We start from the raw sequence: 25,861 nt of genomic DNA on the forward strand, positions 1-25,861 counted from the left end.
AAGATAATCCCATCCAGGAGAAATAGTTTTTAAACTATTTCTCCTCTTTAGCATCAACCCTCAAAAAAACCGGCGTAGGTTTAGGCAATGTTATGCCTGAACTTACGCACGCGTCGCACAAAGATTTTAAATCTCGTTGTTCTTTCGGAATTTGCAGTTGATTTAGTATCATCTCTGCTGACTTGGGAACGATTGGCTGCAATAAAATGCCTATTATCCTGATATATTCCAGTAACTTGTAAATTACTAAATTCATGCGCTCTCTGTCAGTTTTGCTTAGTGTCCAGGGTGCACTTTTGTCTATGTAGGCATTTGCTTCAGAAGAGATGTTGATGATTAGAAGTATGATATGGTTAAATTCATACTTTGATAGGTGATTCATCACTTGATCGAGTATAGCTTTGCAACCTGGAAGACTTTCTTCACCTTTAAGTAGGCTTTGATCGATTGTTGGTACAATTCCAGAACATTGCTTGTGTAAAAATGAAATTGTTCTTTGTACTAAATTGCCTATGTTGTTTGCCAGTTCTGAATTTATCCGGCTGATCATATTTTTCTTACTAAAGTTGCCATCTTGGCCGAAGCTTGCTTCCCTGAGGAGAAAATAGCGTAGCTGATCAACACCAAACTCTTGAGCGAGGCCAATTGGATCTATGACATTACCAAGGGACTTGGATATTTTCTCGCCCTCGTTCAACCACCAACCATGAACTGCAATTTGTTTTGGCAGTGGCAGGTCTGCTGCAAGGAGAATCGCTGGCCAATATACAGCATGAAAGCGCAATATGTCTTTACCGATTACATGAACGTTGAAAGAGTTGTCAGCTAGGTTTGCAGCGCTTGACACTGGAATCTGCGTTTTCCCTTGGTTTGGTGTCATTCCAGTGCTTGACACTGGAATCTGTGTTTCTGGTTCTGCCCAAAACCTCTGATATTCCTCACCTTCAGTACTAGGGAAACCTATTGATGTAAGATAATTGGTTAATGCATCTATCCAGACATAGATTACGTGTTTGTCATTACCTGGTACTTTTATTCCCCAGTTAAAACTAGTGCGAGAGATTGAGAGGTCAATGAGCCCTGATCTTACAAACGATATCACTTCATTTCTTCTGCTCTCAGGAAAGATAAAACTTGGCTGATTTTTATAGAGTTCCAGTAATTTTTCTTGCCAGTTTGATAAGCGAAAAAAGTAACTCTCTTCTTTTATCCACTGGACCTCAGCACCTGTTGGTGCTTTGCCATCTATCAGCTCTGACTCCTGATAAAATGCTTCATCACGAACTGAATACCAACCCGAATAGGAATCCAAATATATTTGCCCTCTCTCTTCAAGTCTATTCCATAAAGCTATAACTGCTTTTTTGTGACGTTCCTCCGTAGTGCGAATAAAATCGTCATACTCAAAATTCATGAACTTAGCCAATTCTTTAAATGAAACGCTCACTTCATCTGTAAATTCTTTTGGCTGCATTTCCTTTGCTTTAGCTGCTTTTTCTATTTTTTGTCCATGTTCATCTGTACCAGTGGTAAATTTGACATTTTTCCCAGCTAGTTTCATGAACCTTGCCACCACGTCACACAAGAGAGAAGTGTATGCATGACCAATATGCGGCTTATCGTTTACGTAATATACTGGCGTGGTGATGTAAAAGTTCTCGAATTGTTCCATGGTTTAGCATTTTGATAAAAATCAACTGAGTTAATTATAGTATTAAAAAGGCAGTAATAAATAAATATTGATTGGGTTAAGCATAATTTTTGAAAAAAGCTATTTACTGAAATTTTATTAAAATAAGAAACAATCAGGCATGATTATTGAAAGAACAATGAGAAATTTTCTTGTAATTCTATTTATAGTTTTCTATGCATTTGATGCACACGCTGATGGAGCAACAGATGTAATGTGTAATGTAATAGGTTACGTTCATGGAATAGGTGGACCAATGATTACAGTGGTAATAATTGGTTCAAGCTTACTTGCAATATTTGGCAGAATGCCTTGGCCTGCACTTTTCGCACTGGGTATGTTTGTTGCTGTGTTTTTTGGTGCTCCTCAAATTGTAACAAAGGTAACAGAAAAAGAAGTTTGTTGTCTTTTTAAAGGTCAAACCTTGGAGAATGGAAAGTGTGTTGCTGCTCCTGGATATGAACGTGTAGGTACAGGTTATGCTTGTCGTTCCGGTTGGGCGCTAACTAATAAAGGCTACTGTATAAAAGCTGGCCAAGATCCTTCAAAGTATTGGAAGTGAAAATGGTGCTTTTATAGAGTTAAATCTAACAAACCGCAGAGTATATAATTAACATCCACGCCTTTAGTTAGATTCCACTCACGCTTTATTACGTTGTACTCCATGCCAGCCATGTTTTGCAGCGTTACATTATTTTCTCTTAAGTGATTTGCAATTTCTGACGGCTTGAGAAATTTATTCCAGTTATGTGTACCTTTTGGCAGCCAATTTAATATGTACTCTGCACCAATTATTGCAAGACAAAAGGATTTAATAGTTCTATTTATTGTGGATATAAAGATTAACCCCTCCGGTTTTAGCAGTTCTATCGCTTTTTTCATGAAAAGCTCTAAATTATCCACATGTTCAACTACTTCCATCAGCAGAACCACGTCGTACTTCTTGTCATTGCTTAGCTCTTCAATGCTGGTGTGTATATATTCTATATTTAACCCTACTTTTTTTGCATGTGAATGCGCTACTTTTATGTTTTCTTCACATACATCTATTCCCACAACGTTAATGCCAACGCGTGCCATTGACTCTGACAAAATGCCACCACCGCATCCAACATCAAGCAATGATAATTCTTTCAAATTGCATTTTTTTAACTCTTTTATTTTCTCAATAATGTAAGATACTCTAACAGGATTCATTATGTGCAATGGTTTGAATTTGCCGTTCTCATCCCACCACTGGCCTGCCATTTTAGCGAATTTTGATATTTCATCTTCGTTATAAGTTTTTGTTTTTTTTTTCTTAGAGGTTATATTGCTGAGTTTATCAAGGCGTTTTTTATGTCTGCTTTCTTTTGAAAATTCTGTTTCGAGGAATTGTTTGACTATGTCTTTTGCTAATCCACTCGCAGTAAATCCTGCACCAAGACACAGTACATTTGCGTTGCCATGCTCGCGAGCTAATTTTGCGATCTCAACACTGTTACATAAAGCAGCGTAGATTCCTTCAAAACGATTTGCCACAGTACTCATGCCCAAACCTGTACCACAAATTAATATCCCATAACTTGCTTTTTTGCTTGTTATATCTTCTACAACTTTAACAGCATAGTTTGGGTAATCTACACACTTTTGCTTAGCAGTGCAGCCTTGATCTACTACTCTGTAACCTAGGGCTTCCAGGTAAGGTTTTATTTCTGATTTTAATTCATAACCAGCATGATCTGAGGCAATTGATACTATACCTAACATATAAGAAATAAGGACATTTTATATGGGTTTGAACTTTCTGTCAAGTCATTCAATGCTTCTGACCTTTTGGTAGTTCTAAAGCTATAGCTAAGGTTTTCCTACGTCATACCGCAATTCATTCCACAACTGTACGAACATTGTGATTTGAGAATAATCTCCGCCAGGAAGGGTGTCATCCCAGTGCTTTGGCACTGAGATCCAGAAAACTTAATTTTAAATAAGTACACCAGATAGCTGTATAATAAGAACTGGATTCCAGTGTCAAGCACTGGAATGACACCTTCTGTATAAATATTAAGAAATTTACCAAACGAAAAAAAAGGCAAAAGAAGCCCCGTGGTTGGCTAATTACTTACATTATACTTTCAAGTATGGCGTTTTTTTATTCTAAACACTTAATAACCGCGATTTAGCTGCTTTTAAGCCGCAACTAATCTAAATTATAAACGTTAAGAAATTTACTAAACAGAAAAAAAGGCAAAAGAAACCCTAGGGTAGCTAGTTATTCACTATCCATTTTTTAAGTTGGCGTTTTTTAATGTTTTAAATGCTTTATAAGCGTATTTCAGCTTGTGTAGGTCAAAACCCGGAAATTTGATAAAGACATAAGGTGCACATAGTGCAAAAAATTAACCATGAGACGCCAGATACGTTGAGTTTTTTTGTCATTTAATCTGTACAGAGAAGATAAATAAATAGCTTCAGTTTCATGATAAGGGCGCTGGCGAGGTTTGTCAAGGAAGTTTTTTGTTTCTGTGGGCTACCTGGATGACAGGATTGCTCTTGAATTTGTATAGCTACATTGTCGGTAAATCCAAATTGCTTTAGTTATAGAAATAAATTTCGAGTCAGATGTGTATAAATTCTATATAATTTTTATCCTACTACTAATTTAACAAGATGGATCATATAGATATTATAAAATCAAAATTATTATTATCCGACCTAGTAGGTAAAAAAGTCAGATTAATAAAAAGAGGAGATAGTTTTGTTGGGCTCTGTCCATTTCATAACGAAAAAACCCCATCTTTTTCGGTGAGCAATACTAAGGGGTTATATTACTGTTTTGGTTGCTTGGCTAGTGGTGATGCATTTGAATTTATTTCACAAACTGAAGGATTAAGCTTTAAAGAAGCATTGGAAAAATTAGCATCGGTTACAGGTGTTGAACTGCCCAAAAATCTTAGTATTACAAAAGAGGACAATAAACTATTTTTAGCGCTTGATTTAGCTGCAAATTGGTTTGCACAAAAAAATCAAGGTGTTGTAGATTATTTAAAGCAGCGTAAGATTTTACCTAAAATCATAGATAAATTTAAGATAGGTTATGCACCAAGCTCTGGTTTGAAAGAGTATTTAAACTCTTCAGGTATTGAAGACAAAATTTTAATTGATATTGGATTAGTAAACAAAAATTTTCATGATTATTTTTATGACCGGCTGATATTTCCTATACAGAGCATTGCAGGGAGAGTTATTGGTTTTGGCGGACGTGCGCTAAGTTCTGAGCAACAGCCGAAATATTTAAACAGTCCAGAGAGTCAGCTCTTCAAGAAGAGGGAGAATTTATACGGATTAAACTTTGCTTTAAGCGAAATACGTAAAAAACAGCACATACTCGTTGTTGAAGGATATATGGACGCTATAGCGCTACATCAAGCGGGAATTAGTAATGCAGTTGCTCCGCTTGGTACCGCAATTTCTGCAGAACAGATAAAAAATCTATGGAGATTTGCTAAAGAAATCTCCATCTGTATGGATGGCGATAGTGCTGGACGTCATGCTGCTACTCGAGTTGCAGAACTTGCTCTGCTAATATTAGAGCCTGGATACACGTTAAAGTTTGTGACTTTGCCGAGTAATAAAGATCCATACGATATATGTAACGAACTGGAATACAAGAAAGAAGACGTGTTGACTGCTCTTGACCATTCAACAAAACTGCATTCTGAATATTTATGGCATCACATAATCGATAGCAATTTGCAAAATTATGAAAAACTTGCTCCGGAAAAATATTCAATTCTTGAGCACAAGTTCATGGAATATGTAAATACTATTAGCAACAGCAGTATTAGAAGGTATTACAGAGATTATTTTTACAATAAGGCTAGTGAACTAAGAAGTAGCTTCAAAAAACAGATTTTTAATAGTAAAACTAGAGCAACAAAAGGTGAGTATCTTCATAACAAGTCTCCAGAGCTAATTGAAGCAGAGCAAAATCAGGCCGTAATTTTGCGTATAGCCGTAGAATTTCCTGAAATCTTGAACCGTCCTATATTTTTTGAGCAATTTTCTCATTTTGAATTTACTAATGAGATGAAAAGATTACAACAGCGTATAATTGATGTAATAAGTAACAAAAGCAACCTCGATAAAGAGGCTTTGTTACAAGAATTGAAACAGTTTAACGTTATAAAGTATGTATTTGAAAAAACTAGTGTACTAAATAGCCAACTGAACGAGAGAAAATCTGCAGAAATTGTGTGGAATAATATAGTGTTACTAAAAGAGTTAAATGCATTACGAAAAGAAAGAACCGAAGCGAGGCTGAGCGGTAATCTTGACTTAGAGGAAAGGTTGATAGAACAAATAAAGCAAATAGAAAGCAGTATACAAGAAATGCAAATGGAGTTTATTGAAAAGTAGATATCGTCTCGTTAGTCAACAAGAAAATTACAAAATAAGACAATATTTTACATAAGATTGAAATTTTTAACTAATTAAGCCTTCCTCTAACAGCTTTGCCCTGTAGTTTTTGATATGGTTAGGATCACTTGAAAATGTATAATTTTTGTAGTTAGCTCTGCTGTGCATATAAAGTTTACTATTGACTTTTATCACATTATCTCACATTATCTCACATAATATGCATGTGAGAAGAATATGAACTGGAAGAATTTTCGTCTTAGTACGCGTCTCAACCTAGAAGGGCCTGTAATTGAGCAAGTGTACGAGTTAATTACTGCAGTTGATAGTGTTAAAAATAGCTGGCAGATAACGAAAAAACTACTACCACAAACAATTGAAAGATTAACTCATTCAGTTATTGTTACATCTTCTGGCGCTTCTAACCGTATTGAAGGAAATCGTCTAACCGATAAAGAAGTTGAGGATCTATATAAAAACCTACGTGTCAAAAAATTTAAAAATAGAGATGAGCAAGAAATTGCTGGCTACTTAGAAATGCTTACACTAATATTTCATGATTATACGGATATTCCAATTAGTGAGTCATCAATATTGCACATTAACAACCAGATGCTACTTTATAGTGAAAAAGATTTGTATCATAGAGGAAAATACAAAGCAAGTTCTAATAGAGTTGAGGCAAAAGATCAGAATGGAAAAGTTGTTGGTATAATTTTTGATCCCACACCACCTTACCTTGTTAGAAAGGAAGTACAAGAGCTTATTGATTGGTATCACTGGTCCTTAAATAATAAATTTAAGCATCCTCTTATTATTATTGCTAACTTTGTTTTTGAGTATCTGGCAATACACCCTTTTCAAGATGGGAATGGCAGAACTAGTAGATTGATGACTAATTTAATGCTGTTGCAGCAGGGTTATGATTTTGTATCTATTGTATCACATGAAAAGATAATTGAAACTAACAAACTTGATTACTATTTAGCGCTTAATAAAACACAAAGTAGCTGGAAAAGTGGCAAAGAAGATATTTCCCCGTGGTTAATATTTTTTCTTAATGTACTCAAAACGCAAGCAAATGAGGCGCATTATATTCTTGAGAGGGAGAATACTGAATATTTATTATCAAGAAAACAATTGTTCTTCTGGGAATGGGCACTTAGCCTTGCAGATAAAGAATTTAGTAGAAAAGATGCTATAGAAGCTCTAGGATTTCCTCCAAGAACAGTAGAGGCAATTACAAAGAAACTGCTAGGGATGAAATACTTACAGCGTCTTGGAGAAGGCAAAGCCACTAGATATAAAGTTATTATTTAAAAGTTTTAGTATGTTTTTCGAGATTTTTTTAAATCCAGTCTTATGCACAACTTTGTTTGCAATTTTATTCGATTAAAAATTGCATTTTAGCAATAAAAAACTTACTTATTGTAGGAAAATCTTGTGTTTGTTCTCATATAAAACTATTTATGGAGTGACAATGGTACATGTATTATACTTACATTTCTGATTCGAAAATTTATGCAGTTGTTTCTAACAAGATTGATCAACAAATTCTATTGTTTAAAGATGAGAAATAAAGTAATCATCATTTCCAGTATTGCTTTTATTCTACTGTTTTTTATCAGCAGTGCATTTTTAAAAAAAGATCAGGCGGTTCATAGCGATAATGCAACTAGTAGCTTTTCAGTAAAAACTCAAGAATGTGCGCCGCAAAACCGCACTATATATTTAAATTTTTCTGGTACAGTAAAACCCTTACATAGAGCTAGCCTTGTCTCAAAAATAAGTGGTAAGATTATTGCTATTTATTTACCTGATGGTGAAAAGGTAAAAAGAGATGATGTAGTGTTAAAGATAGAAGATTATGACAGGATTGAGCAAGCTCAGAAAGCCAAAGCTTTATTAAAGCAGCGTGAAATTGAGTATGATTCCTCTCACAAACTGAATAAAAAAGGCTATGGGGCACAAATACAAGTAGAAGCAGCTTTTACTGCGTTACAAAGTGCAAAAGCTGACCTAAAAAGGCTAGAATTGGATTTAGAAAATACTGCAGTCACATCTCCTATAGATGGTTATATTGATAAAATCAATGCAAACGAAGGGGATTTTGTTAATGCTGGGCAAAAAATAGCTGACGTGGTTAATTTCGATCAAATTCTTGTAGTGTTATACGTTTCGGAAAATGAAGTAAATAAAATAGAGCTAGGCAGCACAGCTCAAATTAATTTGCTGGACGGAAAAGAATTGGCAGGTGAAGTAAGTTTTATTAGTAAAATTGCTGAGCCTAAAACTGGGTCTTATAGGGTAGAAGTAAAGGTAACTAATAATAAAATGATATCCTTGCAGGGACTAACTGCCAACGTAAGGCTACCTTCAGGCGAAAGATTTGCATATAAAGTTCCTTCTTCAGCCCTGAGCTTAAGTGACGAGGGTGCTCTTGGAATAAAGATTGTTGATGACAATAATTATGTAGTATTTGCACCAATAGAAATTGTTGATCATGAGAGCGATGGGGTTTGGATAGTAGCAAATAACGAAGATAAACCCATAAAGTTAATAGTATTGTGCCACCTATTTGTTAAGCCTGGTGATAAGGTTTAAGACATAAGATCCTTTGACCTTACCCAGAAAAAGTGGAGAGAAAGTGTGGAATGTTTTTTACAAAAAGAATGATGCATCAAATTGTTCTGGAATGCAATAGTTAATAGTGACGTTGTTTGTTATAAAAAATTTCTATGTATTCAAATATTGCAGTTCTAGTTTGTTGAGCAGAGTGTTGTGAAGTATCAATAAGTATTTCTCTTTTCAATGAGCTAAAGAAGCTTTCTGCAACAGAATTGTCGTAACAACAGCCTTTATTACTCATCTATATTCTTTACAGCTAAGAGATATTGATACCCTTGCGCAGTATATTGTGAACCTTGGTCACTGTGCAGCAGTAGATTTTTAACAGGTTTACGCCTATTAATGGCCATTAATAAAGAGTTCATAACCAATTGTTTATTTATTGCACTACTCATTAACTACCATACGTGAGAATTATTGCTGCCAAATATAGCCATCCCTCCTTGGTTTTGATGTAAGTAATCCCATACTTTATTTGGTTGATCAACAATAAAGTTTTGATCTAGTATATTGGGAGCTACAGCTCTATTATCTGTTTGTTGTTTTTTAATTTTAAACTTTCTTCTCAGTATAGCCCTGATGTCATTTTTCTGCATAATACTTTGCACCGTTTTCAAATTGCAACTTTTACCCAAAGCCTTCAATTCAGCATGAATTTTAGGAGCTCCATATCTACATTTAGAAACTTGATATATTTTTTGAATAGCTGCGAGTAGCTCTTTATTTGCTGATTCTCTACTGCTTATTTTTCTTGTGGTCCACTTATAGTAGCCACTAGCAGAAAATCCTACATAATTCCTGTACTTTATAGCAGTTACTATATAAAAAAATATTTTACTCTTTTTGACTGGCCAGGGCTTTTTTTTAAATGTCTCTTTCCCTTGTTACTCTTGCTTTGTAAATCAAACCTCTCTTTGTCGTAAGGAGCCATGTTACCTCTACCTGGAAATGCATCTGCTGCCGACTTTTTTTCGTTGTGTTTCTTTATCCATTTTCCTAATAAACCACCCTTTATTCCTAAATCCTTTGCTGTTTTTGTAATTGTTTGACCTGCCTTTCTTTGTTCATTTGCCAGTTTAACAGCTTCCAATTTGAATTCTGCTGTATATTCTCTTACCATTTCTAATCCTCCAAAATTTTATTTTACCCAAAAAAACTCTTTTCTTTCTCTCCACTTTTTCTGGGTAAGGTCACTACTGCTATTCCACGTCAAGAACAACCATAAGTTCATTAGGGTTCACATAACCTAAAGCATTTTTTGCTTGCTCATCAAGCAGATCTAAATCTAAGCTTTTTTCATATAAGCCAAATACTTTGTTGTCCAACTTTTCCTTTTCAGAAGAGACATCCTTTAGCAAAAGTTTATTGTACTCGATTTCTTTTTTTAAATCGATTAACGTCAATAAGCCACGTTTACCTGTAATTGTGCTAATGCTGAAATATAATGTAATGGAAGAAATGAGTAAGGCTGCGCTTAAACACAGTAATTTTTGCTTCTTTTTAGATATAAGCACCGTACTTTCACATATAAAAAATATATAACATGAAAAGGTGAACAAAAAGCTAAGAACCTTGACGCGCTTTACACCTTGGCTTTACCTTATTTATAATGTAAATCTTACCACCCCTTTTCACAACTTTACAATTTTTATCTCTGTTACGATGAGATTTTAGCGACCCTTTGACTTTCATATCTATAGTAAGAATTAAATTACTTTACATTATAATCACTTATCAAGAGTTAGTCAATTGATAACATTTTATTAAAATATTGTATAATTGTTGCTGATACTTCTTCGATCGACTTTTGCGTGACATCGATAATTGGCCAGTTATTCTGTTTAAAGAGCTCCTCTGCTTCTTTAATTTCCTTTTCTACTTTCTCAGGGTTAGCATATATATTATTATCTTCGTTGTTAATTGAAGTAAGTCTATTTTTGCGTATTTCTATTAGCCTACTTACGTCTATTGTTACCCCTATCGTTAGTTTATTTTTTAATTTTGCCAAGTCAACATAAAAGGGTACTCCACTAACAAAAGGAATATTTGCAACTTTATAGCCTCGGTAAGCTAAATACGTACTGGTGGGAGATTTTGATGTACGTGAAACTCCAACCAAAATTATATCTGCTTTATCAATATCTTGAATATTTTGTCCATCATCATGATTAATAGTGTAGTTTATTGACTCAATGCGCTGAAAATATTCGTTATTTATCTCAGTATGCAAGTCAAGCTTTTCGTCTTTTTCAATTTCAAGATAAGACGAAATTTCTCTAATAATATGTGATAATATTGCTCTATAGGGAATTTTCAACTTTATACAGTTATCTTTTAGATATTTTCTTAGCTCATCATCAGTAATAGTGCATATAACAAAATTATGCTCATCACTTTTCCTATTAATTTCCTCCAGAATTTTGTCAATCTGCTCTTCTCCTTTTACAAAAGACCAAACATATTCGATCGTTTCTACAGAACGAAAGTGTTTCAGAGCTGATTTTGCAACTGATATAACAGTTTCACCACTTGAATCTGATACTAAGTGTAGATTAAGCTTTTTAAGGGTCATATACTAAAAATAATAGCTAGCAATCTGCTACTGAAATTATGCTAATTTGTTGACCTACGTAAATATAGAAAAACTATCCTGTTGATAAAACTCAAACTAATTGGTAAATTCTTAACACAATTATTCTCAAAACGAATGTTTTTATTAAAGCCTACAAATTTCTCTTATTTTTCTAAGAAAGCTCTACCTTGGCTTGGGGTTATTTGTTTCGCATGTTTTTTAATTGGAATGTCTTTGGCGTTATTCTTCTCTCCAGAAGATTATAAACAAGGAGAAATTGTACGAATCATGTACATTCATGTGCCTTCTGCATGGCTTGCTCTTGGAATATATGGATTAATTGCATCACTTGGTTTCATTTCATTGGTATGGAACAATAGCATTGCTAGTGTCTTGGCACATGCTGCTGCTCCTGCAGGGACAGTCTTTTCGGCAATATGCTTAATCACAGGCAGCATCTGGGGAAAAGGAACCTGGGGCACTTGGTGGGTATGGGATGCAAGGCTTACTTCAATGCTGATTTTATTTTTCCTATATGTTGGCTACCTTTCATTGTGGAGCGCTTTTGATAATGAAGCGAGGGCAGAAAAATCAGCAGCAGTATTTGCCATCTTTAGTGCTATAAATATTCCTATAGTAAAATTTTCCGTGAATTTATGGTCCACTCTCCATCAGCCAGCAAGCATTTTGAGAAAAGGTGGAATAGCAATAGAAAGTTCCCTGCTGTTGCCACTGGTTGCAATGTTTATGTTTTGTGCCACATTTTTTTTAGTAGTGTGGATACTGTATTCACTTTACTTAATTAATTTATATAAGATAAAGAGAGAAATCAGTATGCGGTATTAGGCCGAGAGATGAAAATAGAACACACCACATCACCAAGTAGCAAAGACATTGAATTCCTACTCAAAAAGATTAATGAAGAAACCGTTGATAAAGGTACGTGTAACCCATTTGCTTTTTTTATTCGCGATGATACTGAACAAATTATTGTAGGTTGTAGCGGTTTTGTTATCTATGGTTCAATTTACACTGACTTGCTTTGGGTGCACTCTGATTATAGAAGAAAAGGTATGGGAAAGCAGCTAATGGAAGAAGTTCATGATTATGGTCGTGAGATGCACTGTAAAATAGCAACCGTTGCAACCATGAATTTTCAAAAAGCGAAAGTATTTTATGAAAAGCTTGGGTATAAGTGTGATCTTGTACGTCCAGGGTATGTTAACATGTATATTTTTGAAGAAAGTGTTGTGAGATGCACTGTAAAATAGCAACCGTTGTAACCATGAACTCTAAAATATTTAAAGAGCCTACTAATATCTTTAAGGTAAATGTTCATGTGATTCCGCAGAATAATTCTGTTTTTTGATTCTATCTGTCCATTTATCATTTTCTATATCTTGTTTGTTGGTTGCTTTTTTTTCTTGCTCAACAATTGCCTTATCTATCTCCTTATGAATTGCATCAATTGCATTAATCGCACCTCCTTTTTTGTATACTTCGCTTTTCCCTTCAATAATTAACTTAATAAAAGTATTTACAACAGACTGCACTTGATTATGATTAACCTGACCTTTTGTCAAAGAAGGTAAAGAGCCTAATTCCATCAATACTTCTGGTGCTGTTTTATCTTGAGTGGAAAGTCCTAAATTATCTGCTACTTTACTTATTAATAACTCTCTGTGTTCTTTATTATCTTCCAATTTAGCATAATCACTCAATAGATCTATAACGGTAGATACTCTGACTTCAACAACATCATCAACATCTTCATCTTCTAGAGCAACTCCTGACCCCAATAACCTCTCTCTGAGATTTTCGCTTAAAAGATTGATAAATTCTTCATTTGCATCTGATCCTGTGGTTGATATTGTACCATCTAAATAGTTACTTTGAGCACCGAAGCCATGCTCTATTTGTATTTTTGTCTCAGGTTTAAATCCTAATTTTGCACAGAATTTCTGAAAATATTCTTTAATAATGTCAAACAAGCTCTTGCCATTATCTTTATAATTTTTTAACTCTTTAGGAATAGTAAGTGACAATTTACCATCTCTGTATGTTACAAAGTCTTCACCATTGTGAGATTCAATTGTAAATTCCAATGAACTAGACAGATTACATATCTTATCGCCATGCATAACTTGATTTTTAACAGAGAGTATTGGTAGCCTCATATCAGATCTAATTCTCACATTATTTTGGTTAGCACAATCAATATTTATTACTTTTTTAGGATTTTCTACTATGAACGACTGTCCAAGTGCAAGTTGGGTTTGTATAAATGGAGCAGCCTCATACCCTGCTTGATTACAATTGGTAACTAGCTCTTCTAAAATAGCATCACTTGGAACTTCTGCCCCAGCGTATCTGAACATTTTTTTGAAAACTTCTTTTGCAAAGGAACGGTAATCCTTGTTTTCATCTTTCTCTGTTGGTAATAGATGGATATACCTTTGGCCAGCATTGTAAAATTCTTCAAATTCTTTCTTATATGAATCGGTTTTTTGATGATTGGCAGTTTTGGAATTTTCACAGTGATTTTTCCATAGCTCACCCAATGCATTACTTACAAGCTCTTTCTCAATATCTTCGAGTACTGAAGCAACAAAAGCTTTGCCATGATCCGTATCTATTTCTCTTGTTCCTTTTTTGTTAAATATTTCGTCATTATATATATCATCACTATTAAAAAGTTCGCTTTTGCGGTGCTTAGCTCCTTCCTTAAATGCAATAATAAGATTTTTATCTATTTCTTTTCCGTTAATAATAAAATTCATCCTTTGAAAATCTAAGAACATTGTTTCACCGGAATTCGCTAATTTATTATCTTGATCTGCTCTTAATTTACTAAAATTGAACTCTTTAGCTGTGGCCTTTAATCTAACTACTGGACTCTTATTATTTTTTCCTTTTGTCTCTTTCATAAATAACACCTTACTGTAAATATGCTGTAAGTTATATCATATAATGATGAATAATTTGGTAATATATTAAGAAAATCGACAGTATATTTCTTTATTTAAGGGGTGTAGGAAAGGCGTAGATTTCTCTTTCCATTTGTAGCGTACTGCATTAATATTTATGTATTAATCTAGAAAATAATGATGAATAACATTGTAATTGTTGGTCTGCAATGGGGTGACGAAGGCAAGGGTAAAATAGTAGATTATCTTTCTGAGAATGCAGATGTAGTTGTGAGATTTCAGGGAGGAAATAATGCAGGGCACACTATAGTAGTAGATGATGAGGTTTATAAATTAAATTTACTGCCCTCTGCTGTTTTGAGGCCAGGCAAAATATCTATCATAGGAAATGGCGTTGCTCTTGATCCACACGCTCTAATCTCAGAAATAGAGTCATTGAAAGTTAAAGGAGTAGACGTAAACTATAACAACTTGATGGTATCCGAGAGCTGTCCATTAATACTTAGCATACATAAGGACAAGGAAAAGCTATTTGAAGATTTAAATGGAAATCACAAAATTGGTACAACAAACAAAGGGATAGGGCCATGTTATGAAGATAAAGTTGGAAGGAGAGCTATACGCCTTTGTGACTTAGAAAACGCAGATGAGCTCAATAAAAGAGTGGATACTCTTTTGAATTACCACAATGCTATCAGGAAAGGCCTTAACTACCAGGTGGTTAAAAAAGAAGAAATATTAAAGGAAATTCAAGAGATTTCAGAAAAAATTCTTTCATATAAAAAACCTGTGTGGAAGATATTAAATGACTTGATGAAAGAAGGTAAGAAAATAATATTTGAAGGTGCCCAAGGCGCATTTTTAGATATCGACCACGGAACTTACCCTTTTGTTACTTCAAGTAATACTGTAGCATCGCAAGCAATAACAGGCTCAGGGTTATCCTCCAATGCTTACATTATTGGTGTGGTAAAAGCTTATACAACAAGAGTGGGCAATGGCCCATTTCCTACTGAGCAGAAAAATGAAGTAGGAGATAGCTTGTTTACTATAGGTAAGGAACTTGGAACAGTGAGCAATAGAAGAAGGCGTTGCGGATGGTTCGATGCAGTTTTAGTGCGCCAGGCCGTACAACTCTCTGGAGTTTCAAGCATTGTATTAACCAAATTAGATGTGCTTAATTCTTTTGATACAATTAAAATATGCACTGGTTACAAGTATAGCGGAAAAATGTATGATTATTTACCCGCATCGCATTCAATACAAGGGGAATTAGAGCCAATATATGAAGAGTTTCCTGGCTGGAAAGAAAACACTCAAGGTAAAAGGTCGATTGAAACATTGCCTATCAATTTAATAAAATATATAGAAGGGTTAGAAAAATTAATAGGTGTACCAATTCATCTACTCTCAACTAGTCCAAAGAGAGAGGATGTTATTAAGCTTAAAGATTTCTGAAAACGTCTTTGTATCTTAGAGCCTGTACGTAATCTCAAAAAAGAGATAAAGTGAGAGGATAAAGTATATAAAGTAGGATATGCGAAGTTTATAACCAAGTGACATAAGTCGAGAAAAGTTTGAGATTATTGTAGCAGATCTGGAATCTTGCAGAAAGAAGACAAAACCAAGGACACTTGATTTACATGATATATTTTGTGGAGTGTTATACGTGTTAAAAAGTGGTTGCCAGTGGAGAATGGTATCAAAAGAGTTCCCAAAATGGCGCAATTGTTACGACTATTTTAAGAAGTGGAGTGAAAAACCAGATGTAAATAAAGAAAGTGTTCTGGAGCTGGTATTAAAAAAAAATAATTGCGACAAAACAATGGTCGGAAAAGCTTCTGCATAATTGATGCACAGAGTATAAAAAATGCAGATACTGCTGAAGCTATGATGCAGGCAAGAAGATTTCAGGGCCGTATTGCAGTAGATACGCAAGCATGCAATTTATACAACAACAGCAGAGATAACTGACCGTAGCAGTGCTGTGAGAATGGTCGAAAATGCAAAAGAAAACCTCTCGGGAGTTAAAAATGTACTGGTTGATGCAGGCTATACTGGAGAGAATTTTGTAACTCAAATAAAAACGATTATTGGTGCAACCGTTGAAGTGATCAAAAGAAATGAATTACGTTCCTTTGTTGTATTGCCCAAAAGATGGGTTGTGGAGCGATCTTTTGCTTGGTTAGAAAAATGTAGAAGATTGTGGAAAAATTGTGAGCGAAAACTCAATACTAGCCTACAAATGGTAGTTCTGGCTTTCACTGCCTTACTTCTGAAAAAATTATGAACAGGCTCTTACTAACTCTTATCTAATAAAAAAAATACTTGTGTAACTTCGAATAGTCTATTATGCAAGACAACAGTATAAACATGTAGTAAGAAATGTATAATGAAAAATAAAAGCTCAAGTTTAACACTTGCAGTTATTTTTACACAATTAAGTAATCATAAAAGTTAGTGTAGGGCGAGGTTATACAGTTTGATTTCTTTTAATATATGTTAATTGGTATAATATAAATATAGTTAAGGAGGTGTATTATGATTGGAAGTTTGGCTAAAGAAGAAAAAACAGCAGAGGCAGGAAAAACAGGTGATCAACTTGAAAAGTGTATTGGACCAACTTCACTGAATAGGGAGGTTTATTACTCTACGCTTATCTACTATACATTAAAAGAGTTATATTCACAATTAGGTGATATCTCTTATGCTAATAAAACAAGATCAGAAAAAGAAATAATCAATTTTTATGTTCTACCTCAATTTGCACGTTTTAAAGAAATTATTGATGAAGATATAAAAAAAGATCCTTCGTTTGCAAATTCTGCTATTGTAAAGTTTTGCTCCTCAATTATAAAAAATAACAAATTACTTAAAGAATTAGAAGAAGTTAGTATTCCTGCCAAAAACTCTAGTGTAAAGGCAAGGGTAAGCTTTCAACTAAAAAATCTGAAAGAAAAGGTGTGGTTCTTAGGAAAACTAAAGGAAAAAAAGAATTTCACTTACGTGCAGAGGGCTTTTGGGGATAAGTGGAGTTTTTATGACCTAATAAATGATGGAGATTTTAAAAAAACGTACATAGATAAAGCAGTAACAGAGTCTGCTAATAAGAGCTTTAAGGAAGATATAGATAAATGCATAAAGTTGGCAGAGCAGGGAAAAGAAGCTGCAAGTAAATATCTTGGAGAGAAAGGCGTAGAGTTTCGAGCTTATTACACAGAAACTGATAACACTCATAGAGTTTTGAATATCAATCTTATTAATTACAATAGAAGTGAGCAAACCAGGATTAGTGACATTTTACAGCAAGAGAAAGATATTAAAGAGCTGAATATCTATTGCAATAAAAAACATGAAATACACTCTCATCGGAAAGGTAAGGAAAGATATTATGAATTTAAAGAGGGCGCATATTATGAAATGAAAAGCACTTGGCCTGTAAAGGATGGATCCGAAATGTGTACCATGATTATGAATGTGAGTAGCGATGGCATAACTGAAGTACTAAAATTTAATGATGAAGATTTTGTGCTATCGGATGAGATCTTAGAATTAATAAAGCAAAACGATGAATTATATATTCAAGGTCTCTCCTTATATGATGCTGTACTAGAAAAAGGTAAGGCTGCTGATGTTGTACCTACTGCTAATAATAATTTTCAAAATGAGTCTATAGCGGCCTATCGCGAGGAACCAGAAGGGGAATTAGACCCTAAAGTTGATGCTGACAATAGCCTTCCTCCTTCTATTAATAGCAATGCATCAACTCAAACGGAAGTCAATTTACAACACACTGAAACTCAAACAGAAGTTGCTTCACAACAAATCGAAACTAAAACGGAAGTCAATTTACAGCACACTGGAACTCAGACAGAATTTGCTTCACAACAAATGGATGAATTGATTTTAAATAATCAGATGCTGTCCGAAAAAAACGTTGAATTGAAGCAAGAAATGTCAAATTTGAAAAAAGAAGCTGTTGAATTGAAGCAAAAAATAGAAGCAGGGTTGCAAGTGATAAATAAAAAGCACCATGAATTAATACAAGAAAATCAGCGACTACAGGAGAAACTAGAAACAACCCAAGCAGAAGCTAATCAAACAATTGTAAAGTTAGAGAAGCAGAATAGCAATTTACAAGACAGGTTTGAAAAAGAGGAGCAAAAAAACACGGAATTGCAAACTGAACTGGCACAAAAAAATGAAGAATTAGCAGGTGTGTTAAAAGAGCTACAAGGGAAAGCACAAGAACTTAAAGGTGTATATGAAGAAAAAAGAAAGCTAAAGGAAGAGCTGAAAATTGTTAATGCAGGAAAGAAGAATTTGGAAAAAGAGCTAAATCAAGCACGAGAAGATGCGGAACAGATAATGGTTGAACGACGCCAGCAGAAAGAGCGCTTGAAAGATCAGCTAAGAGAATTAGATCAGGAATATAAGGTACAAGTAGAAATTGAGCAAAAGATTAAAGAATCAGATAGGCAGGATAGCGATTTACAAGATACACTTGGAGAAGAGAGACTAAAACTCAACATTGAAGAACTAGAAAACGAGTACGAGGAATTTCCAGGAGATAAGGTGCTTACACTTGAACTCACTAAAGATGAAGATAAAGTCGAAGAGTTAAGAAACGAGCTAGAGCGTGAGAAAGAAAAGTGTAAACAATTATTAGAAGAAGAAAATGAATGGGGTGATGAATTGGTAGGAATGCTTGATGGACTGGAAGAAAAAATTCGTGCTGATGAACAAAGGAGCTTCAACAATCAATTAACGGGAGAAATTTCTAATGAGTCTGGTAATGCTCCACGACAGAAGAAAAGGTTATCCAAATCTTCAAGCGTTGATAATGAGTCTTATGTTCCACTGAGAGAGAAGACAACATTACTCAGATCTTTAAGCGTTGATAGTGGACTTGATAGCGATGAAGAAAATTGTGATAATGATTTATCTTTCAACATAAGTCCTATAAGTTCTATTGAGAAGGTGGCAGAGAGTAGAAACGTAGGTAGGGTATCATTGTGAAGATGGTTGGGGTTAAGTTGCAACTTAAGTGGGGCGCAAAAGGTCTTTTGTGTTGATAATAATTTAAAATCTATAGTAGACTAAAAAAGATTATTAAATTATAATATAACATATGATAAAAGACGAGAAATCGAAAACAATTTTTGAAGTGGAAGGGGCAGTAACTGCTTTACTACCTGCAGCAGAATTTAGAGTGAAACTGGACAATGAACATGAGATTATCTGTCATGTATCAGGGAAAGTGAGAAGAAGTAAAATACGCATCATTATAGGGGATAGGGTGTTAGTTGAGATGAGCATTTACGATAGGAATGCGAGAAAGGGTAGGATCATTAGAAGGCTTAAAGGTACAAGTGACAGAACGATCTCTAAATAATCTTATTCTTGCTTCATCATCGAAAAGGCGTATAGCTTTACTAAAACAAATAAACATTGAGCCAGGTTTAATTTTGCCAGCAGATATAGATGAAGCCCCTTTAAAAAAGGAACTTCCGAAGGATTACTCAATCCGTATGGCAAAAAGTAAAGCTGAGAAAATACAAAGTTTAAATCCAAATTATTTTGTGCTTGGTGTTGATACAGTTGTTGCTTGTGGTAGAAGGATATTGCTCAAAGCTGAAAACGTTGAGCAAGCAGAAAAATGTATCCGCTTGTTATCAGGAAGAAGGCATAGAGTATACACCAGTGTATGTCTATTAACTCCCGATCAATCTAAACAACATATCAGGACTGTGGTTACAATAGTGAAATTTAAACGTCTCAGTGAACAAGAAATTAAGTATTATTTAGCATCAGAAGAGTGGAAAAATAGGGCGGGGGGATGCAATATACAAGGCCTAGCTGGAGTGTTCGTATTGTTCTTACGCGGCTCCTACTCTTCCGTTATAGGGTTACCATTACATGAAACCTATTGTTTGCTAAGCAATTATTTTAACTTCAATTTATATTGAAATACCTTTATTAGTATCTTTTTTTTGTTGTGACTCAGCAACCTGTTTAGCCCAATCTAGTGGTCTTTTATTTCTGTTAGCTAATGCAATTCTATTGCGATCATAACCATCAGTGTGTTCTGTTAAAGTATCTCCTCTTTCTTCTTCTATTACTCCAGCTTTCAGTTGTGCTTCATCTTTCTCTAGTAATTTATATAGTTCGCTATTTTTATCTACAGTTGGATTAGTGTCATTATTTTCTCGTTCTGCCACTGTTTTTTCTAACCACTTACGTATAGGGTCATATTGTTTACCTTCTCCTATCTTTTCTAAAATGTTTTCTGAGAATGAATCTTTAGGAATATTTTCTTTAGTAGCCTGTTGTGCCGGTTCTCTTAACCCTTTATCCGGGTTTCCCAATGCTCCTTTTAACTCACTCGTATCTCCGATTTCTTTTGGTTCAATGTTTTCTAAGCTCTTCTTTAACTGTTCAGGATTTACTTGAGATTGTTCATTATTGTCATGAGTTGGAGATGAATAGCCCGAATCGTTTGCTTTTATGTCTGTTGAGCTGTCTTTTAGCAACCCAACTTCTCTCAAGCGTTTTTTAGTTTCTTCGCTAATCTGACTCTGATCAGCTGATTTTAACCCGAGATTTTCTTGACCTAATGTATTTTTAAGTTCTTCAAATAGAGTTAGATTACTTTGTCTAATATGTTCTTCTAATTTCCTTCCTACCTGTTTTAAATCTGTTTGAGATTTACTATCACTATTAGTTGGAGATATATAGCCTGAATCACTTATACTATTTGGTGTTGAAGCAGAGACACTAATAGTTGGACCTTCCACTATTTTTACATCTGCTAAATCGTCTTTTTGCAATCCATCTTCTTTATCTTGTGACAGTTTATCAGTAGGATCAACTTGCCTTAATCCTCTATTATCCTGCTGTGATCTATCTCTGATTTCTTTAAGAAGATTTTCAGGTGGAGTTTGATCACTTTGTTCAATGTTCTCTAAGCTCTTCTTTAACTGTTCAGGATTTACTTGAGATTGTTCATTATTGTCATGAGTTGGAGATGAATAGCCCGAGTCACTTTTATTATTGAGTGCTGTAGCAGAGAGCGGCTGTTCACTTTCTTTCCACTTAGCATCACTAGCATCTTGGTTATCACTGTTATCTGGAGAAGATGAATAAGGAATTATGTCCTTTAATGTCTCTAACGGTGATGGGTTATTTTTTCTACTTCCTGCAATTGATGCTTTTCTATCATCAACATCAATGTGCCGTAAGTTGTTTTTCTTGAAATTTCTGATGTCTTGTAACAGATCGCCTTTGCTATTTCCTTCTTGTTGCTGGGTTTTAGGTTGTTGCTGATCATTAGGTGTTTGCTCACTTCTATCTGGTTTTTGGCTTCCAGGTACAGCATGTCCAAATGTAGGATTGTCATACCGTTCATCTTCTTGCCTATTATCTTGATTGTGGCTTACAGACTTGGTGAAAGTAGAACTATCTGAAGAATCAGAAGTTGCACCTTTTTGCTGATTATTAGGTGTTTGCTCATTTTCGCGCAAGTCATCTGGTTTTTGGCTTCCAGATTTGGCTCCCCCTTGCTCATCGAAAACACCTTTTTTAGGTGGTAGTGAACTAGTTCTAGGTGGAAGTGGCGGAGGAGTTTTTTTGTTCTGAGGATTCTCCTCAAAAAGCGATTGTAGGTTATAAACTTGACCTCCCGAATTTGCTTCTCGTGCTGCTTGTCTAAGCTCACGCTTTTCTTTAGCCTCCTGAGAATTAATTTTATCGTCAAAATCTTTTCCAATTCCGCTATCGTAAGACTGCCTTCTGCTGTTAGATTGTAGTCCAAAATGTGAATGGTGGTCTTCTTTTTTTTGAGTTATATCAGTAGCTTGAACGCTAACACCTCTATTAACATCAATTCTTGTTGTAGTTTCAGATGATAGCTCGTTACTGTCTTTATTATGTTGCATCTCATTCGCTTTTCCTTGTCCTTTCTCCCTGAATTGTATTTCATGCAAGAATAAACCACCTATTTTTACATCTCTGTTTACTTCTAACCGTTCTAGAGAAAAATCATCACCTTTAACAAGGTCTACACCGTTAGCATCAATCTTAATTTTGATCTTACATTCCTTCCCCTCCGCATACCACTTTAAAGTCATTTCATATGAACCATCAGTTACGACATAATGTCTTATTTTTTTCCCTTCTTCCTCGGCAACAAAACCATGCATTCCGCTCTTTCCATCACTATGCAATGTTGAAAATCCCGAGATTTCATTCTTCTCACAAAAATCACTGTTTAAAAATTCGCTGATTTTAAACTCTTTTTTGTTATTTCCCAGCGTAATACTTGCGTGATTACCGTATATTGAAACTCCTGCAACATCATCAACATACTCTTTCAACCTTTCTTTAACTTCACTTTCAAGGTCTTGTCCAGCTTTCTTTGTCTTGTCGCATTTCTGAAGAATAACTCCATATGCTTTATCTTTGTTTTCTTCTTCGTCCCAATTCCAGTTGGCGTGTTTTGTTAAAAACTTTACTGTGTTAAAATCAACTCTAGCATTATAAATTGGGTCGTCTTCCTTTTTTATTTTATCAAATAAAGGAAAAATTTCTTGAATGCGCTCATTATAAATGTGTTCTTGTTGTGTATCGTTAGTGCCCATATATCCCTCACTAATAACCCTCTGCCTTTAGTTCTAGCTAATACTAGCTAATATAATTATCACAAGCATTGGTTGAATTTTTATTAAGGAAGGTTGTGTTACTAATGTGATGACACAAGCTATTTTATGGTAACATCAAACGATTTAAGTTGTCATTCCAGTCTGGAATCCAGCCTTTCACGAACCCCATCAAAAATGTTGTGTTTTAACATAAGATTAGCTACTTTTATGCTCACTAACTTAGTGCCAATCAAGATTCCTGGATCCCAGTGTCTGGGCACTGGGATGACATCCTTCTTGGCGGAAATCACTCTTATATCACAACAGCTGCATAGCCTAAATTGCTTTAGCTATAGCTCTGTTTTTGCAACTTCAAATATCTGCTACTCATAGTAAACACTTCTGGATCTTGAGAGGTTAGCTTGAGTATAGCGAGTATGTTGATAAACAACAAAGCAGCAATCGAGATATCAGCAACATCCCATAGCAACTGGACTTTACCTATCGCACCAAGCGGAATGATCATGGTAAAAATTACAATCCAGATTTTAGTGTATTTATTATCCATAGACACATAGCGTATTGTCTGTTTTGAGCAAAAAAACCAAGTAAAAATAGTAGTAAAGGCAAAACAAAACATTATGGCCATAATTAAATAGTCAATATAGGGCCAATTCATAGCTTTTCTAAAAGCAAATATGCACATGTTAGTACTCTCTAAATCAGTGACCCAAGAATCTGTGACAAGCAGTACCATTGTTGTAATAAACACTATGAATGCAACTATAAAAGGCGATATTATTGTGATTAGGCTCTGTTCAATAATAAATTTATTATTATTTTTCTTAGGAACAATTGAAGAATGTACGATTCCTTCGAGGCCAAGCCCTATATCTGTTGCAAAAATACCTCGCAAAGTTCCAACTTGAATAATAGTCAACATTTCTAAAATCAAACCTAGAGATAAACCAGAGTTAAAGCTACTAGTTGTAAAAAAACTGCTTGTTATTAGTTTTAGAGAAGGAAGAATATTTTCACTAAATTTAAATAATATGATACCGCAAAGTGTGAGGTAACTTACCGTCATTATCGGTATCATAGCCGATATAAAAATTTTAATTTTTTTTAAGCTGAGAGCTGCAACAACAAAAAATATTATGGCCATTACAATGCCACCAACAACTACAGGCACATCTATCATATTAAGTGGTATTGATAGAGAATTTACCTGAACAAGGTTACCAACTGTTATTGAAACCATCATCATGATAACTAGAAAGACAATTGTGGCCTTCCTAGAGTTAAACGCATCAGTCATGTAGGCTACAGGGCCACCTATAAACCGTTCGTTCTTTTCCTTTCTGGTTTTTATACTTAGATAACAAGTGACATATTTTATCACAGAAGTGATAACAATAATTATTGCCATCCATAAAATAGAGCCCGGTCCTCCGGTTTTTAGAGCAACAGCAGTTCCTGAAATATTTCCTACTCCTAAATTTCCCCCTAAAATTGTAAACAGAGCGGCTATAGAAGAAAATTTATTTTCTCCTTTTTTAGCTCCAAGGAGTGAAAGGGCGTATGGTAATCTAAATACCTGTAGCCATTTTAGTTTAATCGATAGGTAAACACCAGCAACTAGCATGAGTAATATTGTTGGCAGTAATAAAACAAACTTTACTGTATCCATCTGTAAAAGTGAGATTTTTATTTGAGTATACAACAAAAATTGAAAATACCTAACCTATTTTCTATGTATGACTTCGTTTCCGTCATTCTAGAAACCTTTTCTTGTCATCCAAGTAGCGTGACACATAACTGTACGAACATTGTAATATGGTACAATGTTAAGACGATGTCATTCCAGTGCTTGACACTGGAATCCAGCTTTTAATGCAACCCCTCACCAAAAATATTGTGTTTTAACATAAGGTTAGCTACTTTTATACTCACCAACTTAGTGTCCAATCTGGATCCCAGTGAGCTTTGTTGCATAGCAGCAGAAAAATTAGTGATTACTGACAAAATTCATTATAAATAGCGATTTAACTGTTGAAGAAAAAATATGCCACAAAAAATGAGGGTCAGTAACCATAGCGAATATAACAAATTTCTAGAAAAAAGAGGAAATATTTTTCATTATATCAACGAAGCCATAGAAAAGTGGTACGAGAATGGTCCAAAAATACCAGGTGGCAACAATATTTATAGCGATAAAGTTGTAATTTTGGTGCACATAATAACTTGTTTATTTAGAATAGGCCTGAGGCAAACAGTTGGGTTTATAGCAGGATACCTTGAGCAAATTGGGAAAAATTTGCAAGTTATCAGCTATTCACAATCATCAAAAGAAACTTAATATTAAGATAAATGATTGCAGAAAATAATATGGAAGATATCGAAATTGCTATAGACAGTACAGGAATTAGTATATACAACAACACTCCTGGTCATAGCAAAGAAAATAGCGAAGATAGAAAGTATCGCAGCTATGAACAGACAAGAAAATTGCATGTAATGTTGAATACAAACAGCAAAAAAGCCATAGCTGTAAAATACAGTAACGGCTGATCACTATGGAGCTTGTGATTTGCTAAAAGAAGTCGATTTTCAGTATGTCATAAAAGTACTATATGCAGATAGGGCATATGACAGAGAAAAGCTCTATAAGCTGTGTAATCAATATGGTATAAAAACGAAAATTCCTCCGAAAAACAACGCAACAGAGCATCCAAAGTTAGACTATATGGCTGAGAGAAATTCTGCAGTCAAGCTCATAAAGTCATATGATGAAGATGGTATAAAGAAGTGGAAAAAAGAGATGAGTTATGGAAAAAGATCTTATATAGAAGGTTTTTTCTCGCGATTAAAAAAGACATTTGGATTTAGTTTTAGGAACAAATCTGAAATGAATCGTGAGAGGGAACTGCTACTCAAATGTTATTTGCTTAACAAATTTACTGAAATAGGCATGGCTAAATTTGAGATAGCTTCATAAATTTATTGT

General features: G+C 34.6%; 19 protein-coding genes and 4 pseudogenes. 13 read left to right on the forward strand and 10 right to left on the reverse strand.

What is annotated here, in order from left to right; genetic code table 11:
- Positions 1 to 34 precede the first annotated feature (34 nt).
- The gene (gene metG, locus ACQH3L_RS04020; protein ID WP_425384637.1) at positions 35 to 1,672 is read right to left on the reverse strand and encodes a methionine--tRNA ligase; all 1,638 of its coding nucleotides are present in this window, start codon (positions 1,670 to 1,672) and stop codon (positions 35 to 37) included.
- Between the two features lie 157 nt (positions 1,673 to 1,829).
- On the opposite strand from metG, the gene ACQH3L_RS04025 reads away from it, so the two are divergent.
- The gene (locus ACQH3L_RS04025; protein ID WP_233395601.1) at positions 1,830 to 2,252 is read left to right on the forward strand and encodes a TrbC/VirB2 family protein; all 423 of its coding nucleotides are present in this window, start codon (positions 1,830 to 1,832) and stop codon (positions 2,250 to 2,252) included.
- A gap of 11 nt (positions 2,253 to 2,263) precedes the next feature.
- Here the strand turns inward: ACQH3L_RS04025 and ubiG are convergent, their stop codons facing one another.
- Entirely contained in the window at positions 2,264 to 3,439 is a 1,176-nt protein-coding gene (ubiG, locus tag ACQH3L_RS04030) for a bifunctional 2-polyprenyl-6-hydroxyphenol methylase/3-demethylubiquinol 3-O-methyltransferase UbiG (RefSeq protein WP_425384638.1), read from the reverse strand.
- 195 nt (positions 3,440 to 3,634) lie between these two features.
- Here ubiG and ACQH3L_RS04035 point away from each other — a divergent pair.
- From ACQH3L_RS04035 to ACQH3L_RS04050, 4 genes and pseudogenes are all read left to right on the forward strand, one after another.
- A pseudogene (locus tag ACQH3L_RS04035) lies at positions 3,635 to 3,724 on the forward strand (WPE palindromic element domain-containing protein); the annotation flags it as partial.
- 615 nt (positions 3,725 to 4,339) lie between these two features.
- Positions 4,340 to 6,088 (forward strand): DNA primase, encoded by a 1,749-nt coding sequence (gene dnaG, locus ACQH3L_RS04040; RefSeq protein ID WP_010082533.1) that lies wholly within the window; start codon positions 4,340 to 4,342, stop codon positions 6,086 to 6,088.
- Positions 6,089 to 6,325: 237 nt separating this feature from the next.
- On the forward strand, positions 6,326 to 7,408 hold the full coding sequence (locus ACQH3L_RS04045; RefSeq protein WP_010082532.1) for a Fic family protein: 1,083 nt from the start codon (positions 6,326 to 6,328) through the stop codon (positions 7,406 to 7,408).
- 201 nt (positions 7,409 to 7,609) lie between these two features.
- On the forward strand, positions 7,610 to 8,692 hold the full coding sequence (locus ACQH3L_RS04050) for an efflux RND transporter periplasmic adaptor subunit (RefSeq protein ID WP_425384639.1): 1,083 nt from the start codon (positions 7,610 to 7,612) through the stop codon (positions 8,690 to 8,692).
- 57 nt (positions 8,693 to 8,749) lie between these two features.
- On the opposite strand, the pseudogene ACQH3L_RS04055 reads toward ACQH3L_RS04050, so the two are convergent.
- The 4 genes and pseudogenes from ACQH3L_RS04055 to ACQH3L_RS04070 all read right to left on the reverse strand — a co-directional run bounded on the left by ACQH3L_RS04055 (position 8,750) and on the right by ACQH3L_RS04070 (position 11,288).
- Positions 8,750 to 9,836, reverse strand: a pseudogene (locus ACQH3L_RS04055) (IS3 family transposase).
- 79 nt (positions 9,837 to 9,915) lie between these two features.
- Positions 9,916 to 10,230, reverse strand: a complete 315-nt coding sequence (locus ACQH3L_RS04060; protein WP_425384640.1) for an FtsB family cell division protein — start codon at positions 10,228 to 10,230, stop codon at positions 9,916 to 9,918.
- A gap of 49 nt (positions 10,231 to 10,279) precedes the next feature.
- Complete coding sequence (ykgO, locus tag ACQH3L_RS04065) at positions 10,280 to 10,408, reverse strand: type B 50S ribosomal protein L36 (protein ID WP_006279631.1); 129 nt, start codon at positions 10,406 to 10,408, stop codon at positions 10,280 to 10,282.
- Positions 10,409 to 10,457: 49 nt separating this feature from the next.
- Positions 10,458 to 11,288 carry a pyruvate, water dikinase regulatory protein gene (locus tag ACQH3L_RS04070; protein ID WP_425384641.1) on the reverse strand — a complete coding sequence of 277 codons (831 nt, stop codon included), beginning with the start codon at positions 11,286 to 11,288 and terminating at the stop codon, positions 10,458 to 10,460.
- A 135-nt stretch (positions 11,289 to 11,423) separates the two neighbouring features.
- On the opposite strand from ACQH3L_RS04070, the gene ccmC reads away from it, so the two are divergent.
- The gene (gene ccmC, locus ACQH3L_RS04075) at positions 11,424 to 12,134 is read left to right on the forward strand and encodes a heme ABC transporter permease CcmC (RefSeq protein WP_010962525.1); all 711 of its coding nucleotides are present in this window, start codon (positions 11,424 to 11,426) and stop codon (positions 12,132 to 12,134) included.
- An 8-nt stretch (positions 12,135 to 12,142) separates the two neighbouring features.
- A complete protein-coding gene (locus ACQH3L_RS04080; protein ID WP_083250453.1) occupies positions 12,143 to 12,559 on the forward strand; it encodes a GNAT family N-acetyltransferase in 417 nt (138 codons plus the stop codon).
- Between the two features lie 51 nt (positions 12,560 to 12,610).
- Here the strand turns inward: ACQH3L_RS04080 and ACQH3L_RS04085 are convergent, their stop codons facing one another.
- Positions 12,611 to 14,215, reverse strand: a complete 1,605-nt coding sequence (locus tag ACQH3L_RS04085; RefSeq protein WP_174515883.1) for a hypothetical protein — start codon at positions 14,213 to 14,215, stop codon at positions 12,611 to 12,613.
- 180 nt (positions 14,216 to 14,395) lie between these two features.
- On the opposite strand from ACQH3L_RS04085, the gene ACQH3L_RS04090 reads away from it, so the two are divergent.
- The 5 genes and pseudogenes from ACQH3L_RS04090 to ACQH3L_RS04110 all read left to right on the forward strand — a co-directional run bounded on the left by ACQH3L_RS04090 (position 14,396) and on the right by ACQH3L_RS04110 (position 20,184).
- Positions 14,396 to 15,673 carry an adenylosuccinate synthase gene (locus ACQH3L_RS04090; RefSeq protein WP_425384642.1) on the forward strand — a complete coding sequence of 426 codons (1,278 nt, stop codon included), beginning with the start codon at positions 14,396 to 14,398 and terminating at the stop codon, positions 15,671 to 15,673.
- Positions 15,674 to 15,776: 103 nt separating this feature from the next.
- Positions 15,777 to 16,505 (forward strand): annotated as a pseudogene (locus tag ACQH3L_RS04095) (IS5 family transposase).
- Positions 16,506 to 16,756: 251 nt separating this feature from the next.
- Positions 16,757 to 19,234: a hypothetical protein gene (locus ACQH3L_RS04100; RefSeq protein ID WP_208571758.1), complete on the forward strand. Its 2,478-nt coding sequence runs from the start codon at positions 16,757 to 16,759 to the stop codon at positions 19,232 to 19,234.
- 112 nt (positions 19,235 to 19,346) lie between these two features.
- Positions 19,347 to 19,610: a translation initiation factor IF-1 gene (gene infA / locus ACQH3L_RS04105; protein ID WP_007550159.1), complete on the forward strand. Its 264-nt coding sequence runs from the start codon at positions 19,347 to 19,349 to the stop codon at positions 19,608 to 19,610.
- Positions 19,588 to 20,184 carry a Maf family nucleotide pyrophosphatase gene (locus ACQH3L_RS04110; protein ID WP_010082554.1) on the forward strand — a complete coding sequence of 199 codons (597 nt, stop codon included), beginning with the start codon at positions 19,588 to 19,590 and terminating at the stop codon, positions 20,182 to 20,184. Before infA ends, ACQH3L_RS04110 begins: the two co-directional genes overlap by 23 nt.
- Here the strand turns inward: ACQH3L_RS04110 and ACQH3L_RS04115 are convergent.
- The 3 genes from ACQH3L_RS04115 to ACQH3L_RS04125 form a co-directional block, all read right to left on the reverse strand.
- On the reverse strand, positions 20,176 to 22,854 hold the full coding sequence (locus tag ACQH3L_RS04115) for a hypothetical protein (RefSeq protein WP_095742669.1): 2,679 nt from the start codon (positions 22,852 to 22,854) through the stop codon (positions 20,176 to 20,178). The genes ACQH3L_RS04110 and ACQH3L_RS04115 overlap by 9 nt on opposite strands.
- 152 nt (positions 22,855 to 23,006) lie before the next feature.
- Positions 23,007 to 23,165 carry a hypothetical protein gene (locus ACQH3L_RS04120; protein ID WP_153296804.1) on the reverse strand — a complete coding sequence of 53 codons (159 nt, stop codon included), beginning with the start codon at positions 23,163 to 23,165 and terminating at the stop codon, positions 23,007 to 23,009.
- A gap of 35 nt (positions 23,166 to 23,200) precedes the next feature.
- A complete protein-coding gene (locus ACQH3L_RS04125; protein WP_317585998.1) occupies positions 23,201 to 24,544 on the reverse strand; it encodes an alanine:cation symporter family protein in 1,344 nt (447 codons plus the stop codon).
- Positions 24,545 to 24,919: 375 nt separating this feature from the next.
- On the opposite strand from ACQH3L_RS04125, the pseudogene ACQH3L_RS04130 reads away from it, so the two are divergent.
- Positions 24,920 to 25,852 (forward strand): annotated as a pseudogene (locus tag ACQH3L_RS04130) (IS5 family transposase).
- The last annotated feature ends 9 nt before the right edge of the window (positions 25,853 to 25,861 follow it).

It is taken from the genome of Wolbachia endosymbiont (group A) of Sturmia bella, assembly GCF_964030905.1.
GTDB lineage: Bacteria > Pseudomonadota > Alphaproteobacteria > Rickettsiales > Anaplasmataceae > Wolbachia > Wolbachia pipientis.

Coding starts and splice junctions, on each gene's coding strand:
- ACQH3L_RS04085 (WP_174515883.1), bottom strand. CDS start 14,215: ATGAAAGAGACAAAAGGAAAAAATAATAAGAGTCCAGTAGTTAGATTA.
- ACQH3L_RS04025 (WP_233395601.1), top strand. CDS start 1,830: ATGAGAAATTTTCTTGTAATTCTATTTATAGTTTTCTATGCATTTGAT.
- ccmC (WP_010962525.1), top strand. CDS start 11,424: ATGTTTTTATTAAAGCCTACAAATTTCTCTTATTTTTCTAAGAAAGCT.
- ACQH3L_RS04115 (WP_095742669.1), bottom strand. CDS start 22,854: ATGGGCACTAACGATACACAACAAGAACACATTTATAATGAGCGCATT.
- ACQH3L_RS04080 (WP_083250453.1), top strand. CDS start 12,143: ATGAAAATAGAACACACCACATCACCAAGTAGCAAAGACATTGAATTC.
- infA (WP_007550159.1), top strand. CDS start 19,347: ATGATAAAAGACGAGAAATCGAAAACAATTTTTGAAGTGGAAGGGGCA.
- ACQH3L_RS04050 (WP_425384639.1), top strand. CDS start 7,610: ATGCAGTTGTTTCTAACAAGATTGATCAACAAATTCTATTGTTTAAAG.
- ACQH3L_RS04090 (WP_425384642.1), top strand. CDS start 14,396: ATGAATAACATTGTAATTGTTGGTCTGCAATGGGGTGACGAAGGCAAG.
- ACQH3L_RS04045 (WP_010082532.1), top strand. CDS start 6,326: ATGAACTGGAAGAATTTTCGTCTTAGTACGCGTCTCAACCTAGAAGGG.
- metG (WP_425384637.1), bottom strand. CDS start 1,672: ATGGAACAATTCGAGAACTTTTACATCACCACGCCAGTATATTACGTA.
- dnaG (WP_010082533.1), top strand. CDS start 4,340: ATGGATCATATAGATATTATAAAATCAAAATTATTATTATCCGACCTA.
- ACQH3L_RS04125 (WP_317585998.1), bottom strand. CDS start 24,544: ATGGATACAGTAAAGTTTGTTTTATTACTGCCAACAATATTACTCATG.
- ykgO (WP_006279631.1), bottom strand. CDS start 10,408: ATGAAAGTCAAAGGGTCGCTAAAATCTCATCGTAACAGAGATAAAAAT.
- ubiG (WP_425384638.1), bottom strand. CDS start 3,439: ATGTTAGGTATAGTATCAATTGCCTCAGATCATGCTGGTTATGAATTA.
- ACQH3L_RS04100 (WP_208571758.1), top strand. CDS start 16,757: ATGATTGGAAGTTTGGCTAAAGAAGAAAAAACAGCAGAGGCAGGAAAA.
- ACQH3L_RS04070 (WP_425384641.1), bottom strand. CDS start 11,288: ATGACCCTTAAAAAGCTTAATCTACACTTAGTATCAGATTCAAGTGGT.